Below are 14141 nucleotides of genomic sequence, written 5' to 3'. Positions count from 1 at the left end.
ACTGCGGGCCTGATACGATGCACGCCCGCGCGGATCAAGCCCAGCGCGGGCGCGATTTGCACTTGCGGCGTAATTGTCGCCATTTGGGGGCGCTTTCAGCCCCCTGAGGCGGCATTTTTGCCGTCGATTTGTGCCAGATTAGGGCAACGGCTGCAGACCACTGTAGATATGGCTGATCTTCAGGTCCGAGTCGCTGGAGGTGCTGTGGCACAGGAAACAGTTCTTGGACTGGAAACCGTTGTTCTCATCCGGGTATTGGTGAAAGGTTTCCAGGGTTGAGTTGGCCAGCCGATCACCGCCGCGAATGTTGGGATCACTGTCACCCGTGGGCATTTGCCCTTTCTGCGTCCAGATGCTGCCGATCTGATAGTAATTGCCCCGGACATCCCCCCGCTGCTGCAACATGTTCAGCAGCGATCCGTTGAGCGAAACCAGGTCGGAATTGGCCAGCGCCGTATTCATATCCTCCGGCGCCAAACCAAATGGGTTCATCTGCACCACGCTGACCGGGCCAATGGTTTTGCCCGCAACCGCAGCAATGCCTGTGTCACTGGTGGCCGCCACCGTGGCAATCATCGGCGAGGTTCCGGCCGGCGGCATGGCATCAAAGAAGGTCCAGTTCCCCGCCGTGTCAGGCATCGCCAAGGCAGGCTGACGCGCCGAGGTCATATAGTAGTAGCTGAGGTTCGGTGCGTTATCGATATGTTCGAAACTGGCCCAGATCATTTCGGGATGCCCTTTGGCGGTGCCAACCACATGCATCCCCACCATCGCCAGTGGCATGGTTTCGGTGCCCGTCTGCGGCCAATCGGTTGCGCTGCTGCGATCAAAAGCGGGGACTTCGGCGTTGATCACCAGATAGCGTGAGGCATCCACCGTGCGGGCATCCACCCAGGAGGTTTTCAATTCAAGCACCAGCGCCTCAGCATAGGGCAGCTGTTTGCCAATCACATTCTGCAGCTCCTCCATCTCAGGCTGGTCACTGGGGAAATTGGTGTTAAGTGCGCCGCTGAGCTGCCCGGCCTTTTGCGCAGTGAGGTATTCGGCATAGGCCTCATTCACGTGGATGCCATAATAGGTAAGCGATCCTTTCTGCGACAGCAGCACATCGCCGCCGCCCGCCTGACCGGTGCCACCGATGGCTTCGTCCCCTTTCAGGCCGCGCACCACAAAGGCATTAGGCGCATCGCCCAGAAACTGCTCAAAGGTGAAGTCATCATTGCCGTGATTGATCACGTCATAGAAAAACGGCCCGTCAAAGACATACCCCGGATGCGCCGTGTTGGGGCTGGTCAGAAACAGAAACATCTGCGCGCCCCAACGGTAGAAATCGCAGTTGGTATCGTCGTTGAACAGATCGCTGTCAGGGGGATTGAAGGGGCCGTTGGGGCCTTCGCTGCCGTAGCGGGCCCATTGGTGCAAATCGCCCGGGGTTATCGGGCAGGTTACGTAGACATCATTTGGAAAAGTCACCTCGGCGCGGGCTGTATTTACACCGACCGAGCTAACGAAGGCGGCCAAAGCGGCCGCAGCTAGGGAATAGGTTTTCAGCATTAAAGGACCTCAGAAATTGAGTAAGAAACAGCTGGGCCCCTTCAGCTGGCCCCACAATACCACCTAGGCGCGCACGAAATCAATCGAAAAACACAACCCATGCGCAAGCAACTCTCTCAAACTCTCGCCAAATGCGCATAAAAAAGGGCGCCTCAAGGGCGCCCTTTCTGACATCTGTTAAACAGACCTTAGGACAGTTCGATCGAGTAGCTTTCGATCACCGTGTTGGCGAGCAGCTTCTCGCACATGTCCTTAACAGTGTCCTCAGAGGTGCCATCGGCCAGATCCAGTTCAATCACCTTGCCCTGACGAACGCCTTCGACGCCCTCAAATCCAAGCGACCCAAGGGCGTGGCGCACGGCCTCACCCTGCGGGTCCAGAACACCGTTTTTCAGCATGACGTGAACGCGAGCTTTCATGTGCGTTTCTCCGGTCTCAGAAGTTAACAAAATTGCAGTTCGATAGAGGAACGCCCGGACAAAAGCCGGGCGTTTAATCAGTTGATCAGGGTCGGTTTGCCCATCGGCGGCTGGTTCTTCGGCAAAAGGCCCAGACGGTTCGCGACCTCGGTATAGGCGTCCGTCAGGCTGCCAAGGTCGCGGCGGAACACGTCTTTGTCCAGTTTCTCACCGGTTTCCAGATCCCACAGTCGGCAGCTGTCAGGGCTGATTTCATCGGCAACAACCAGTCGCTGGAAATCACCTTCAAAGACACGGCCGATCTCAATTTTGAAATCCACCAGCTTGATGCCGACGCCATACATCACACCCGAGAGGAAGTCGTTGACGCGCAGTGCGAGGCTGAGGATATCGTCCATGTCCTGCTGGGTGGCCCAGCCAAAGGCGGCGATATGCTCTTCAGTGACCAGCGGATCGCCCAGCTTGTCCTCTTTGTAACAGTATTCCACGATCGGACGCGGCAGCTGGGTGCCCTCTTCGATGCCCAGACGTTTGGACATGGAGCCGGCGGCGTAGTTGCGCACGATCACTTCCAGCGGAATGATTTCGCACGAGCGCACCAGCTGCTCACGCATGTTGAGGCGTTTGAGGAAATGGGTCGGAACGCCCACGTTCGCCAGACCCAACATGAAGTATTCGGACAGGATGTTGTTCAGAACACCTTTGCCTTCGATCACGTCTTTCTTTTCGGCGTTGAACGCGGTGGCGTCATCCTTGAAGTATTGCACGATGGTGCCGGGTTCCGGGCCCTCGTACAGAGTTTTTGCTTTGCCTTCGTAGATTTTCTTGCGCCGTGCCATGACCACTCCGTCAGTGATCCGGGGCCGAGTCCCCGGGGTTGGCGCCCTCTTAGGCCATCAAAGCCCTTGCCGCAAGCACACTGAGGGCTGTTTGAGGGTTAAAAACAGCGGGCGAAGCGATCACAGCGCCCCCTGCCCGCCTGTTCAGCAAATGTCGGATTAAGCCGCGCGCTGCAACATGCCGACCACATCAATGATGCGGCCAACCACCTCATCCGGCATGGCGAAGCGTTCGGCAATTTCTGACAGCGCCTGTTTTTCCCGGTGCGCCAGAACGCCGTCCACCATGGCCACCCGCATGGCGAAACAAAACGCGGTTTCGCGCAGTTCCATCGGCAGCACCTCAGCGCAGTTTTCGATCACCGGCTCAGCACCTGCCTCTTGCAGATCGGCCAGGATCCGTTCGATCAGCGCCAAAACGGCGCCCTCTGGCAAGCGGGCAAAAATCGGGCTGAAAGCACAGAGGTTCTGCAACAGAGCCATCTCAGCCTCAGTGGCGCGCCCGTCAGAGGCCATGGTCAGCACTGCAGGGGCCAGAACCGCACGCGCTTCGACGGGTAACACCGCCAGATCCAGCGCCTCTGCGACGGCCTGTTCGGCCGAGGGTTGCGAGGATGTTCCGCTGCGCCCCAGAAGGCGGGAAAAAACTGTCATGGTGACCCCTTATATCTCTGTCCTGAGTCCAACGGGCCAAACCGGTCTGGTTTTAGATCAAAACAAGGTTGAAAACTGGCGTCAGCGTGCTTTGATCTGTATCATATGAAGCGACCCAGGCTTGTGTCAGGAAGTGATTAAACAATAAGGGAAAACGTGAATGAGCACCTTTGAAGAACGCGAAACCGCATTTGAAGCCAAGTTCGCCCATGATGAAGAGACCAAATTCAAGGCCGAGGCGCGCGCGAACAAGCTGTTGGGCCTTTGGTCTGCAAAACAGCAGGGCCTGAGCGGTGAGGCGGCAGAAAGCTACGCGCTGACCGTGGTGAAAGCCGATTTCGAAGAGGCCGGCCACGAAGATGTGATCCGCAAAGTGGTGGCAGATCTGGAAGGCAAGGTCGAAGCAGAGGTGATCCGCGGCAAACGCGCTGAAATGCTGGCAGAAGCCAAGGCGCAGCTGATGCGCGAAGCTGAATAAGCCCACACCCGAAAAATGCTGAGAAACGCGGCGGTTCTCGCCGCGTTTTGTCGTTTCCGCCACAGCGCCCTTGGCCTTTGGCCCTTATCTCTATAGCTTCCCGCGAATCCGCCGTTAGGCGAATGACCCCATTTCTATATTGGACCAAGCGATGACCAACGCCCTTTCCCGTATCCTTGAAACCCGCGACTGGCTGCTGGCCGACGGGGCGACCGGGACCAACCTGTTCAACATGGGCCTGCAATCCGGCGATGCGCCGGAACTGTGGAACGAACAGCACCCTGACCGCATTAAGAAGCTGTACCAGCTGGCGGTGGATGCAGGCAGTGATCTGTTCCTGACCAACAGCTTTGGCGGCAATGCCTCGCGCCTGAAACTGCATGACGCAGGCGACCGGGCCCGCGAACTGTCGCGTATGGCCGCCGAGATTGGCCGTGAGGTTGCAGATGCCTCGGATCGTGACATCATCGTTGCGGGCAGCGTTGGACCAACCGGTGATATCTTTGCGCCGATGGGCCCGATGACCCATGAAATGGCGGTTGAGATCTTCCATGAGCAGGCCGAGGGCCTGAAAGAGGGCGGCGCCGATGTGCTGTGGCTGGAAACCATTTCCGCCCCCGAGGAATACAAAGCCGCTGCCGAAGCTTTTGCCCTGGCGGACATGCCCTGGTGCGGTACCATGAGCTTTGACACCGCCGGGCGCACCATGATGGGCGTGACTTCGGCGCAGATGGTCGACATGGTGGAAAAACTGCCGAACCCGCCACTGGCCTTTGGCGCCAACTGCGGCGTTGGGGCGGCCGATCTGATGCGCACCGTTCTGGGTTTTGCCGCGCAGGGGTCTGAGCGTCCCTTCATCGCCAAAGGCAACGCCGGCATTCCGAAGTATGTCGATGGCCACATCCACTATGACGGCACGCCTGAACTGATGGCGGAATATGCCGTGCTGGCTCGGGATGCGGGCGCCACCATCATTGGCGGCTGCTGCGGCACCATGGCGGAACACCTCTCGGCGATGCGCGCCGCACTGGAAAGCCGCGAACGCGGCCCGCGCCCAACCCTGGAACAGGTGGCCGAAGCGCTTGGCGGTTTCTCCTCCTCCTCGGATGGCACCGGCGACAGCGCCGAGGCCCCGGCGCGCCGCAGCTCACGCCGTCGTCGCGGCTAAGCGTAACACATCACGAAGAAATTCAGCGCTGTTCCCCATCCTCGGGGGGCAGCGCTTTTTTAACGGCTGCGAGCAACTCCTTGGCGCCAATGGGTTTTGACAGCACCTCAACCGCGCCCAGCACCTTGGCAATGTGAAGATAGTCCGTCGCCGATCCACGCGCACCGCCCGATACGGCAATGATCGGCAGGTCGCGGTGGGATTTGCGCAGGGCATTGATCACCTCAACCCCGTCCTTTTCCGGCATCATTATATCGGTGATCACCAGATCATAGCGCCCCTGTTCAATCTGGCGCAGCCCACTGGCGCCATCCGCGGCCGAGCTGACACGGTGACCGTCGCTGGCCAGGATGAGCTCAAAGGCTTCGCGCACCAGCGGGTCGTCCTCGATCAGGAAGATATGTGCCATTACCGCACCTCCGCCACGTGCTGCGCTGACTGTCCTGCCCCGGCCGCGGGCAGCCAAACCTGCATTTCTGTGCCGCGCCCCAGTTCGGACTGCACCTCAATCCGCCCCCCCGCCGCGTGCAAAAGGGTCTGCACCTGCCAGAGGCCCAGCCCCGTGCCCGCGCCCAGCGGTTTGGTGGTGAAATAGGGATCAAAGATCCGCTGTTGCTGCGCTTCGGATATGCCCGGCCCAGTGTCCGACACCGTCAGCACCGCCGCATGGCCGTTCGGGTTTGGACCTGAAGGCGGATGCAGCCGAATGTCCAGCTGGCCCGGCGAACCATCCATCGCCGCAACGGCATTTGAAAACAGGTTCATCGCGATACTTTCCACATCGGCCCATGCCATGCCCAAGGGTGGCAGGTCATCGGCCAGGCTGACAGTCATCTGAACGGTTGTCGGGCAGCTGAGCCGCATCAACTCAACCATTGACCGCATCGCCTCGCTGGTGTCATGCACAACAAAGCCTGCCGCCTCGCGCCGAGCGAACCTCAGCACACGGTCCACAGATTCGCGCGCTTTCAACGATCCGGCATAGATCAGTTCAACCTTCCGCCGCCTTGGATCCTCTTGGGGAGTTTCCGCCTCCAACAACTCAGACAACCCGACCAGTGGCTGCAGCTGGTTGTTCAACTCATGCGCTAGCCCTCCGGCCAAAGTGCCCAAACTGTCAATTTTGCGCACATGTGAAAGATCACGTTCGCTTTCCAGCGCGCGTTGGGACAGCCGCGTTGCCTCCCGCGCGCGGCGCACTGCGTACCACGCCAAAGGCAACGGCAACAGCAGGACAAGCAGTATAACTTCATCCAGCTCCCAGGTTTCATGTGCGCGGGTGAAGGAATGCAGCCATTCAAAGGCTTCAAATTCGGCGGCGGGAATCCACATCAGCAATAGGAACACCGCCATGATCCCAAGGTCACGCCATTTCTGCGATGGAAGATATCTACGCATAGGGCCTCTGCTTTTTGCCAGCCTACACAGGGAAACTACGGTAAATCCAGAAAATTCAACCGGGCAAAGCGTTTGGAGGGCGTCATAAATCCAGCGCCATCTGATCGCCGGGGCGCGGCGGGGGCGCAAACAGATCACAGCGCAGGGCGGGCTGCGGCTGATCCAGCCCCAGACGGCGGGCCGCCAGTTTGAACCGGTGCGACAGGATCTGCGCATAGTGCCCTTCACCGCGCATCCGTTTGCCCCATTCAGCCGAATAGGCCTGCCCCCCATGCATTTCGCGCAGCCGGGCCATCACCCGACCGGCCCGGTCGGGGTAGTGTTCTGCCAGCCAGGCCTGAAACAGCGGTGACACCTCCCGCGGCAGGCGCAGCATGATCCAACTGGCCGAGCGTGCACCGGCCGCCTGCCCGGCGGTCAGGATCGCCTCCAGCTCAGGATCAGACAACCCCGGCACCATGGGCGATGCCATCAGCCGCACCGGGATGCCCGCCGCGGAGAGCCTCTCAATGATCTGCAGGCGGCGTTTCGGGCTGGGCACTCGGGGTTCCATCCGCCGGCTCAGATCGGCGTCCAAGGTGGTCAGCGAAATCCCCACCCGCACCAGCCCCTTTGCGGCCATGTCCTGCAGAATATCAATGTCACGCTCCACCAAGGTGCCTTTGGTCACAATCGCCAGAGGATGATTGAAATCGCGCAGCACTTTCAGACAGTTGCGGACAATTTCAAGATCCCGCTCAATCGGTTGGTAGGGATCCGTATTGGTCCCCAAGGCCATGGTGGCAACCTGATAGGATTTGCGCCGCAGCTCCCGCGACAGCACCTCTGCCGCGCCAGTGCGGGCGATCAGGCGGGTTTCAAAATCCAACCCCGGGGACAGGCCCAGATAAGCATGGCTGGGCCGGGCAAAGCAGTAGATGCAGCCATGTTCGCAGCCCCGATAGGGATTGATGGAGCGATCAAACGGCAGATCCGGCGACCGGTTGTAGGTGATCAGCGACTTGGGCCGTTCCAGCCGCACCTCGGTGACGATCCGTGCCTCCTCCGCCACGGTCTGACCGTCCTGCCAGCCGTCATCAAAGGGCATCCGCTCAAACCGTTCAAACCGGCCAGTGTCATTGCTGGCCGCCGCCCGTCCACGGCGCCGCTGCGGCGCAATGGGCATCGCGGCGTGCTGCGGCGGCGCCGGGTCTTCTGGGGCGGGTTTCCTGTGCATGACGCCAAATTAGAACATTTAGCGAACATCATGCAAGACCGCGTGGTCTGAGACCGGCAAAACCTGCCTAGCGCCTTATAGACACTGAACAATCATCAAATTTTCAGACCCTCAGGTCGCAACTGTCCTTCGCCAAGTCGCAAATTGCCCAGACCAAAGGGGCACAAAACCGCCAAAGAGAAGAGACAAACACCGCCCGCAGTCCCTGCGGGCCCTACCCCCAGCCGGATCCCCCTGCCCGAAATTTGCAGGGCAGAGCAAGTCAAGGAAGCGCGCCATGTCGGACGAAGACGATATCATCCTGTCGGACCTCGATGATGAGGAACTGGTTCAACAGATGTTTGACGACCTCTACGATGGTCTCAAGGAAGAGATCGAAGAAGCGGTCAACATCCTGTTGGAACGCGGCTGGCAGCCCTATGACATCCTGACCAAAGCGCTGGTCGGCGGCATGACCATCGTGGGCCATGACTTCCGCGACGGGATTCTCTTTGTGCCCGAAGTTCTGCTGGCGGCAAACGCCATGAAGGGCGGCATGTCGATCCTGAAACCGCTGCTGGCGGAAACCGGCGCGCCGCGCATGGGCTCGATGGTGATCGGCACGGTCAAAGGCGACATCCACGACATCGGCAAAAACCTTGTCTCGATGATGATGGAAGGCGCCGGCTTTGAGGTGGTTGATATCGGCATCAACAATGCGGTTGAGGCCTATCTTGAAGCGCTGGACGAACATAAGCCTGACATCCTGGGCATGTCGGCGCTGCTGACCACCACCATGCCTTACATGAAGGTCGTGATTGACACGATGGTCGAACAGGGCCTGCGCGATGACTACATCGTGCTGGTCGGTGGTGCGCCGCTGAACGAAGAGTTCGGCAAAGCGATTGGCGCGGACGGCTATTGCCGTGACGCTGCGGTGGCCGTGGAAATGGCCAAGGAATATGTCGCCCGCAAACACAACCAGATGAGCGCTTAAGGCCGCGTCTCCCCTATGACGCGGCTTGATGACAGCACCCTCACCTCCGAGACCCTGGCACCTCTTCCGGGGTCATCTTCAGGTCGGGGGCGGGTGCTGATCATCGCCTGTGGTGCGCTGGCGCGGGAAATTCTGGCGCTGCGCGACATCAACGGCTGGTCCCATATGGATCTGACCTGCCTGCCCGCCATTCTGCACAATCACCCCGAAAAAATCGCCGCCGCCGCACAGGAGGCGATCGACAAACATCGTGGGGATTACGGTCAGATCTTCATGGCCTACGCCGATTGCGGCACCGGTGGCGCCTTGCAGGCGGTCTGTGACGCCGAAGGTGTAGAGATGATCGCAGGGCCACATTGCTACAGTTTCTTCTCCGGCAACGCGGCGTTTGAGGCTGCAGGTGAAGTGACCAGTTTCTTCCTCACCGATTTTCTGGCCCGGCAGTTTGACACCTTTGTGGTGAAACCCCTGGGCCTCGACCGGCACCCGGAACTGGCCGAGATGTATTTCGGCAATTATGAGAAGCTAATCTATCTGGCGCAGACCGACGATCCCGCCCTGACCGCCAAGGCCGAAGCCGCCGCCGAGGCCCTGGGATTGGCGTTTGAACGGCGGATGACGGGCTATGGCGACCTGGCAGCGGCGCTTGAGACGCTGAACAGCACGGCAGGCTGACAGCGAGGATTGGGGCGCTGCCCCAAACCCCGGAGTATTTGGAAAACGTTGAAAGCGATTTAGGCGGCCGCGGCGGCGGTTTCGCGGATCCGCTCGATCATCGCCCGCAACCCGTTTGAGCGCTGCGCGGAGAGGTGATCATTGAGGCCCAGCCGGCCAAATTCAGCGCGCGCATCAACCGCGGCGACCTCAGCCAGTGGCAGATCATTATAAAGCGCGCGCAGAACCGCAATCAGGCCGCGCACAATCATCGCGTCACTGTCGCCTTCGAAGCGGAACACCCCGCCCTCAATCACCGGGTGCAGCCAGACCTGACTGGCGCAGCCATCCACCTTGGTGGCAGGCACCTGCAGCGCCGCATCAAGGCCCGTCATGGCCTTGCCCAGTTCAATCACATGGCGGTAGCGATCTTCCCAGTCGTCCAGAAACTCAAAGTCTTCGACAATCTCTTCAAAGGCGGCGCTGGCCATGGGGGCTCTCCTGAATTCGGCGGGGTCTTGCACCTGTCCAGTTAGGCACAGCGGCCCCAAAGGTCCAGCCCAAAGCACAACAAAGCGCCGATCTGCAAGGCAAAGCGCGCAAGCGTCTTTTCAACTGGCCCATGATAGGGTACCCAGAGGCAAAGAGATGACAGGCAAGCCTATGCATAAATCCATTTCGGTTCTTCTGATTTCCTCGGTTCTGCTGGTGGGCTGTGGCCAGTCGCGCCTGAACCCGCTGAATTGGTTTGGACGCGCCGAACCGGTTGCAGCTGCAGACCCAACGGCCACGGTCAATCCGCTGATCCCAAAACGCAATTCCGTCACTGCACGCGATGAAACCTATCGCGGTGAACTGGTCGCTGTTATTCGCGAGCTGAAGGTGGAGCGCACCCCGGGTGGCGCGGTGTTGCGGGTGACCGGTGTGGCGGCAAACCAGGGATCCTGGGACGTGCGGATGGAGCCGCTCAACGACGGCAAACCGGTGAACGGCGTGCTGACCTATGAGCTGCGCGCCCTGCCCGGCGCCACGACCGTCGGCAGTGAGCGAACCCGGTTGATCACCGCGGCAACTTTTGTCAGCGATCAATCGCTGGCAGGCGTGCGCAGTCTGCAGGTTCTGGGGGCGGAAAACGGACTGAGCAGCCGCCGCCGCTGATCAGATGTTGGTCTAGCCAGAGCGATCAGAAAAGACGGAAAAGGGGCCATGCGGCCCCTTCTTTTTTGCCTATCTGCGGCGCGACCTTTGCACCGTCAAAGCAGCCAATCACAGCTCAATGATCTTGACGTTTTTGCCTTTGGCAGCCAGCGCCACCTCACCGTTGCACAGGCGCAGCGCGTCGTTGCCGAACACCTCTTTGCGCCAGCCCTGCAGGGCCGGAACATCGCGCAGACCTGCCGCGATCGCGTCCAGATCCGCAGCCGGTGCGATCAGCCGCGAGGCAACGCCGGCATGTTCGGTTTTGGCCTTCAACAGAACCCGCAGCAGATCCGCCAGCGCCGGGTTCACCTGCAGCTTGTCACGGCTGGTGTCCGGTTTCGGCATCTTGTCTGCCGGGCAGTCCACACCGGCCTTCACAGCGGCCAGAATGCCATTGGCGATGTCGCCTTTGCGGGCCTCACGCAACAGCAGACGCGAGCGTCCCAGATCCTGCATATTGGCAGGTTTGGTTGAGGCCAGTTCCACCAGCGCATCATCTTTGAACACCCGCGAGCGTGGCACGTTGCGTTCCTGCGCATAGGCTTCACGGAACTTTGCCAGCTCACGCACCACTGCCAGAAACTTGCCGCTAGTGGTGCGGGTCTTGACCCGTTTCCAGGCATCTTCGGGCTGAATGATATAGGTGTCGGGATTGGTCAGGATCCGCAGCTCTTCACGCACCCAGGCATCGCGGCCGGTCTTTTCCAGCTTGGCCGAGAGGTATTCGTAGATCACCCGTAGATGGGTCACATCCGCCAGCGCATATTTCTTCTGCGCATCGGTCAGCGGGCGGCGCGACCAATCAGTGAAACGCGAGGTTTTATCAAGGCTTTGCTTGGCGATCTTGCGCACCAGGGTTTCATAGCCCACCTGTTCGCCAAATCCGCAGACCATCGCCGCAACCTGCGTGTCAAACAGCGGTTCGGGGAAGACGCCCGCCTCCACAAAGAAGATCTCAAGATCTTGCCGGGCGGCGTGGAACACTTTGACAACGTTGGTGTCTTTGAACAGCTCCAAGAGCGGCGCAACCGAGATGCCATCGGCCAGCGGGTCGACCAGCACAGCATTGTCATCGGTGTCGCCCGGCATCGCCAGCTGCACAAGACAGAGTTTGGAGTAGTAGGTGCGTTCGCGCAGGAATTCGGTATCGACCGTCACGTAGGGATGTTTGCGGGCCTCTGCACAGTATTCGGCCAGCGCCTCGGTCGTTGTAATCGTCTTCATCAGAGAGCTTTTCGCCTCATTCTTTAAAGGGCTGCGGGGTCATCCCGCGGGATCAAACCAACCATCCCTGACGTTTGGGTATGGTGGATTTGAAAGCCTTACGCCATTGCAGCACGGTTGCAAAGCCAGCAAAGGCCTTCAAATGAGGGTTTTACGGTGTTTTGCGGCATTTCTGCCCGGCGACAGCTGTTAGAGAGCGGAAGTCAGCCCAGCATCAGCGGCGCATGGTCCCCTGCCGCGAAACGGCGCAAGACTGCCGGGTAGAGCAAATGTTCCTGCACCAGAACACGTGCGGCCAAGGTGTCAGCGGTATCCCCCGCCTCAACCGGTACCCGCGCCTGGCCTAGGATTGGGCCATCGTCCAGCTCCGGTGTGACCAGATGCACGGAACATCCGGCCTCGGCATCGCCTGCCTCCAGCGCGCGTTTATGGGTGTGCAAGCCTTTGTATTTCGGCAGCAATGAGGGGTGGATGTTCAGCATCCGCCCGTCCCAGTTGCGCACGAAACCTTCGGTCAGCACCCGCATGAAGCCGGCCAGACAGATGATATCAGGCTGCGCGGCCTCCAACTGACGCTGCAGCTCGGCCTCAAAGGCCGGGCGGTCGCCTTTGAACGGGCGGTGATCCACGGCAAAGGTTTCGATCCCCATGGCAGCGGCCTTTTTCAGGCCCCCTGCCTCAGGATCGTTGGAGCCCACAAGGACGGCGCGTGCAGGGTGATCGCCCTGCATGCTTTCGACCAGCTTGACCATATTCGAGCCGCCGCCCGAAATCAGCAGCGCAACCCGTTTGGTCACAGCAGCGAACCCTCATAGGCGACGCCGGGCGCTTCGGTGATCGCGCCCAGTTTGGTCACGGTTTCACCGGCCGCTTCCAGCACTTTGGTCAGTGCCTCGGCTTCCTCCTCGGCCACAACAAGGATCATGCCGATGCCGCAGTTGAAGGTTTTGAGGATCTCGGCCTCTTCCATGCCACCGGTTGCGGCCAGCCATTTGAACACAGGCGGCAGGTCCCAGCTGCTGAGATCAATGGTGGCGCCCAGATCTTCGGGCAAAACACGCGGCAGGTTTTCGGTCAGACCGCCGCCAGTGATATGGGCCAGCGCATGCACGCCGCCGGCGCGGATCGCTTCCAGCACCTGTTTCACATAAAGGCGGGTCGGCGCCAGCAGGGCCGCGCCCAGGGTCTGGCTGTCGTCCCACGGGCAGGTTGCATCCCAACCAAGGCCCGAGACCTCGACCAGTTTGCGCACCAGCGAATAGCCGTTGGAATGCACCCCGTTGGAGCCGAGGCCCAGCAGTACGTCACCGGCTTTCACATCCACCGGCAGGTCCGCACCGCGTTCCATCGCGCCAACGGCAAAGCCAGCAAGGTCAAAGTCACCTTCGCTGTACATGCCAGGCATTTCAGCGGTTTCCCCGCCGATCAGCGCGCAACCGGACTGCTCACAGCCAGCAGCGATGCCGTTGATGATGCGGGTGGCGCTGTCCAGTTCCAGCTTGCCGGTGGCAAAGTAGTCCAGGAACAACAGCGGCTCAGCGCCCTGACAGACCAGATCGTTGACGCACATGGCGACCAGATCGATGCCGATAGTGTCTACGTTGCCGGTGTCAATGGCGATGCGCAGCTTGGTGCCTACCCCATCCGTGGCGGCCACAAGGATCGGGTCCTTATAACCTGCGTCCTTCAGGTCAAACAGCGCGCCAAAGCCGCCAAGACCTGCCATCACACCCGAGCGGGCCGTCCGCTTGGCCGCTGGCTTGATGCGGTCGACCAGCGCGTTCCCTGCATCGATATCCACACCTGCGTCTGCGTAGGTCAGACCGTTCTTGCCCTGGCTCATAGATAGATCCCCCGAGTGCCACCGGTAATTTGGCGCCTCCGATAGACCAATGGCGGCCACATGTCCATGTTTTCCGTGCTGCAGCTGCAAAACACTGCAAAAGCCTAGGCTCAGGACCCATTGATTGCCGCCGCGCTGCGCAGGGCCAGAAAAATTATTTTACCAGATTTGGCGAACTCAAAGGTATGGGTTCGCTGCGCATGCGAGAGTTGGCTAAGCACTTGCGAAATATACCGCAAGCCCGACCAAGGCAGCATTTTCCCTATAAAATGAAACAATTGAGAACGGGTTTGGAAATCAACATCCGGCCGCCTTTCTGCGCAGGGGAGATCTAAGTCGCTGCGCCCTCAACTTTGACGAGATACCCCCAACTAAGACCCTGCGCGCTCAGGTCGTTAGTATGCTTGCAAGAAACGTGCACCCGTTAACCAGTCCAGAAAGATTTACGATGTCAGTAGACCCCACGTATCCGTCCGGTGTCCCCGCTCTGACGGCGTGATGGAGTGCCTGCTAGATGT

Annotated in this window: 16 protein-coding genes; 5 read left to right on the top strand and 11 right to left on the bottom strand. The window is 59.9% G+C overall.

All coding sequences use genetic code 11. The features are described from left to right. Nucleotides 1-138: 138 nt before the first annotated feature. The 4 genes from TL5118_RS09305 to TL5118_RS09290 form a co-directional block, all read right to left on the bottom strand. Nucleotides 139-1554, bottom strand: coding sequence for a hypothetical protein (locus tag TL5118_RS09305; protein ID WP_058242803.1), 1416 nt, complete (start codon nucleotides 1552-1554; stop codon nucleotides 139-141). 188 nt (nucleotides 1555-1742) lie between these two features. Then, entirely contained in the window at nucleotides 1743-1973 is a 231-nt protein-coding gene (gene purS, locus TL5118_RS09300) for a phosphoribosylformylglycinamidine synthase subunit PurS (RefSeq protein ID WP_058242802.1), read from the bottom strand. Between the two features lie 77 nt (nucleotides 1974-2050). Next, complete coding sequence (purC, locus tag TL5118_RS09295; protein WP_058242801.1) at nucleotides 2051-2812, bottom strand: phosphoribosylaminoimidazolesuccinocarboxamide synthase; 762 nt, start codon at nucleotides 2810-2812, stop codon at nucleotides 2051-2053. A 159-nt stretch (nucleotides 2813-2971) separates the two neighbouring features. Then, the gene (locus tag TL5118_RS09290) at nucleotides 2972-3466 is read right to left on the bottom strand and encodes a tellurite resistance TerB family protein (RefSeq protein WP_058242800.1); all 495 of its coding nucleotides are present in this window, start codon (nucleotides 3464-3466) and stop codon (nucleotides 2972-2974) included. 160 nt (nucleotides 3467-3626) lie between these two features. Between TL5118_RS09290 and TL5118_RS09285 the strand changes: the two genes are divergently transcribed. Both TL5118_RS09285 and bmt read left to right on the top strand, forming a co-directional pair. Next, complete coding sequence (locus TL5118_RS09285) at nucleotides 3627-3944, top strand: DUF1476 domain-containing protein (protein ID WP_058242799.1); 318 nt, start codon at nucleotides 3627-3629, stop codon at nucleotides 3942-3944. A gap of 151 nt (nucleotides 3945-4095) precedes the next feature. After that, the gene (gene bmt, locus TL5118_RS09280) at nucleotides 4096-5112 is read left to right on the top strand and encodes a betaine--homocysteine S-methyltransferase (RefSeq protein WP_058242798.1); all 1017 of its coding nucleotides are present in this window, start codon (nucleotides 4096-4098) and stop codon (nucleotides 5110-5112) included. Between the two features lie 22 nt (nucleotides 5113-5134). Here bmt and TL5118_RS09275 read toward each other — a convergent pair whose 3' ends face one another. From TL5118_RS09275 to TL5118_RS09265, 3 genes are all read right to left on the bottom strand, one after another. Then, on the bottom strand, nucleotides 5135-5521 hold the full coding sequence (locus tag TL5118_RS09275; protein WP_058242797.1) for a response regulator transcription factor: 387 nt from the start codon (nucleotides 5519-5521) through the stop codon (nucleotides 5135-5137). Continuing rightward, nucleotides 5521-6510, bottom strand: a complete 990-nt coding sequence (locus TL5118_RS09270; RefSeq protein ID WP_058242796.1) for a sensor histidine kinase — start codon at nucleotides 6508-6510, stop codon at nucleotides 5521-5523. The genes TL5118_RS09275 and TL5118_RS09270 overlap by 1 nt, the downstream gene beginning before the upstream one ends. Before the next feature lie 82 nt (nucleotides 6511-6592). After that, the gene (locus tag TL5118_RS09265; RefSeq protein WP_058242795.1) at nucleotides 6593-7675 is read right to left on the bottom strand and encodes a PA0069 family radical SAM protein; all 1083 of its coding nucleotides are present in this window, start codon (nucleotides 7673-7675) and stop codon (nucleotides 6593-6595) included. 328 nt (nucleotides 7676-8003) lie between these two features. Here TL5118_RS09265 and TL5118_RS09260 point away from each other — a divergent pair, with 328 nt between their 5' ends. Both TL5118_RS09260 and TL5118_RS09255 read left to right on the top strand, forming a co-directional pair. Further along, nucleotides 8004-8702: a cobalamin B12-binding domain-containing protein gene (locus TL5118_RS09260; RefSeq protein WP_058242794.1), complete on the top strand. Its 699-nt coding sequence runs from the start codon at nucleotides 8004-8006 to the stop codon at nucleotides 8700-8702. A 15-nt stretch (nucleotides 8703-8717) separates the two neighbouring features. Next, the gene (locus TL5118_RS09255) at nucleotides 8718-9377 is read left to right on the top strand and encodes a DUF1638 domain-containing protein (RefSeq protein ID WP_058242793.1); all 660 of its coding nucleotides are present in this window, start codon (nucleotides 8718-8720) and stop codon (nucleotides 9375-9377) included. A gap of 59 nt (nucleotides 9378-9436) precedes the next feature. On the opposite strand, the gene TL5118_RS09250 is transcribed toward TL5118_RS09255, so the two are convergent. Next, entirely contained in the window at nucleotides 9437-9847 is a 411-nt protein-coding gene (locus TL5118_RS09250) for a SufE family protein (protein ID WP_058242792.1), read from the bottom strand. A gap of 157 nt (nucleotides 9848-10004) precedes the next feature. On the opposite strand from TL5118_RS09250, the gene TL5118_RS09245 reads away from it, so the two are divergent. Beyond that, on the top strand, nucleotides 10005-10514 hold the full coding sequence (locus tag TL5118_RS09245) for a CBM20 domain-containing protein (protein WP_131727430.1): 510 nt from the start codon (nucleotides 10005-10007) through the stop codon (nucleotides 10512-10514). 108 nt (nucleotides 10515-10622) lie between these two features. On the opposite strand, the gene rnd is transcribed toward TL5118_RS09245, so the two are convergent. From rnd to purM, 3 genes are all read right to left on the bottom strand, one after another. Then, on the bottom strand, nucleotides 10623-11780 hold the full coding sequence (gene rnd / locus TL5118_RS09240) for a ribonuclease D (RefSeq protein ID WP_058260781.1): 1158 nt from the start codon (nucleotides 11778-11780) through the stop codon (nucleotides 10623-10625). Nucleotides 11781-11983: 203 nt separating this feature from the next. Then, complete coding sequence (purN, locus tag TL5118_RS09235) at nucleotides 11984-12577, bottom strand: phosphoribosylglycinamide formyltransferase (protein ID WP_278044374.1); 594 nt, start codon at nucleotides 12575-12577, stop codon at nucleotides 11984-11986. Then, entirely contained in the window at nucleotides 12574-13623 is a 1050-nt protein-coding gene (purM, locus tag TL5118_RS09230) for a phosphoribosylformylglycinamidine cyclo-ligase (RefSeq protein ID WP_058242789.1), read from the bottom strand. The genes purN and purM overlap by 4 nt, the downstream gene beginning before the upstream one ends. Between the last annotated feature and the right edge of the window lie 518 nt (nucleotides 13624-14141).

Origin of the sequence: Thalassovita autumnalis, assembly GCF_001458255.1 — a bacterium.
Taxonomy (GTDB): domain Bacteria; phylum Pseudomonadota; class Alphaproteobacteria; order Rhodobacterales; family Rhodobacteraceae; genus Thalassobius; species Thalassobius autumnalis.
Note: the sequence above shows the minus strand (reverse complement) of the source record. Positions and strands in the feature narration are given on the sequence as shown.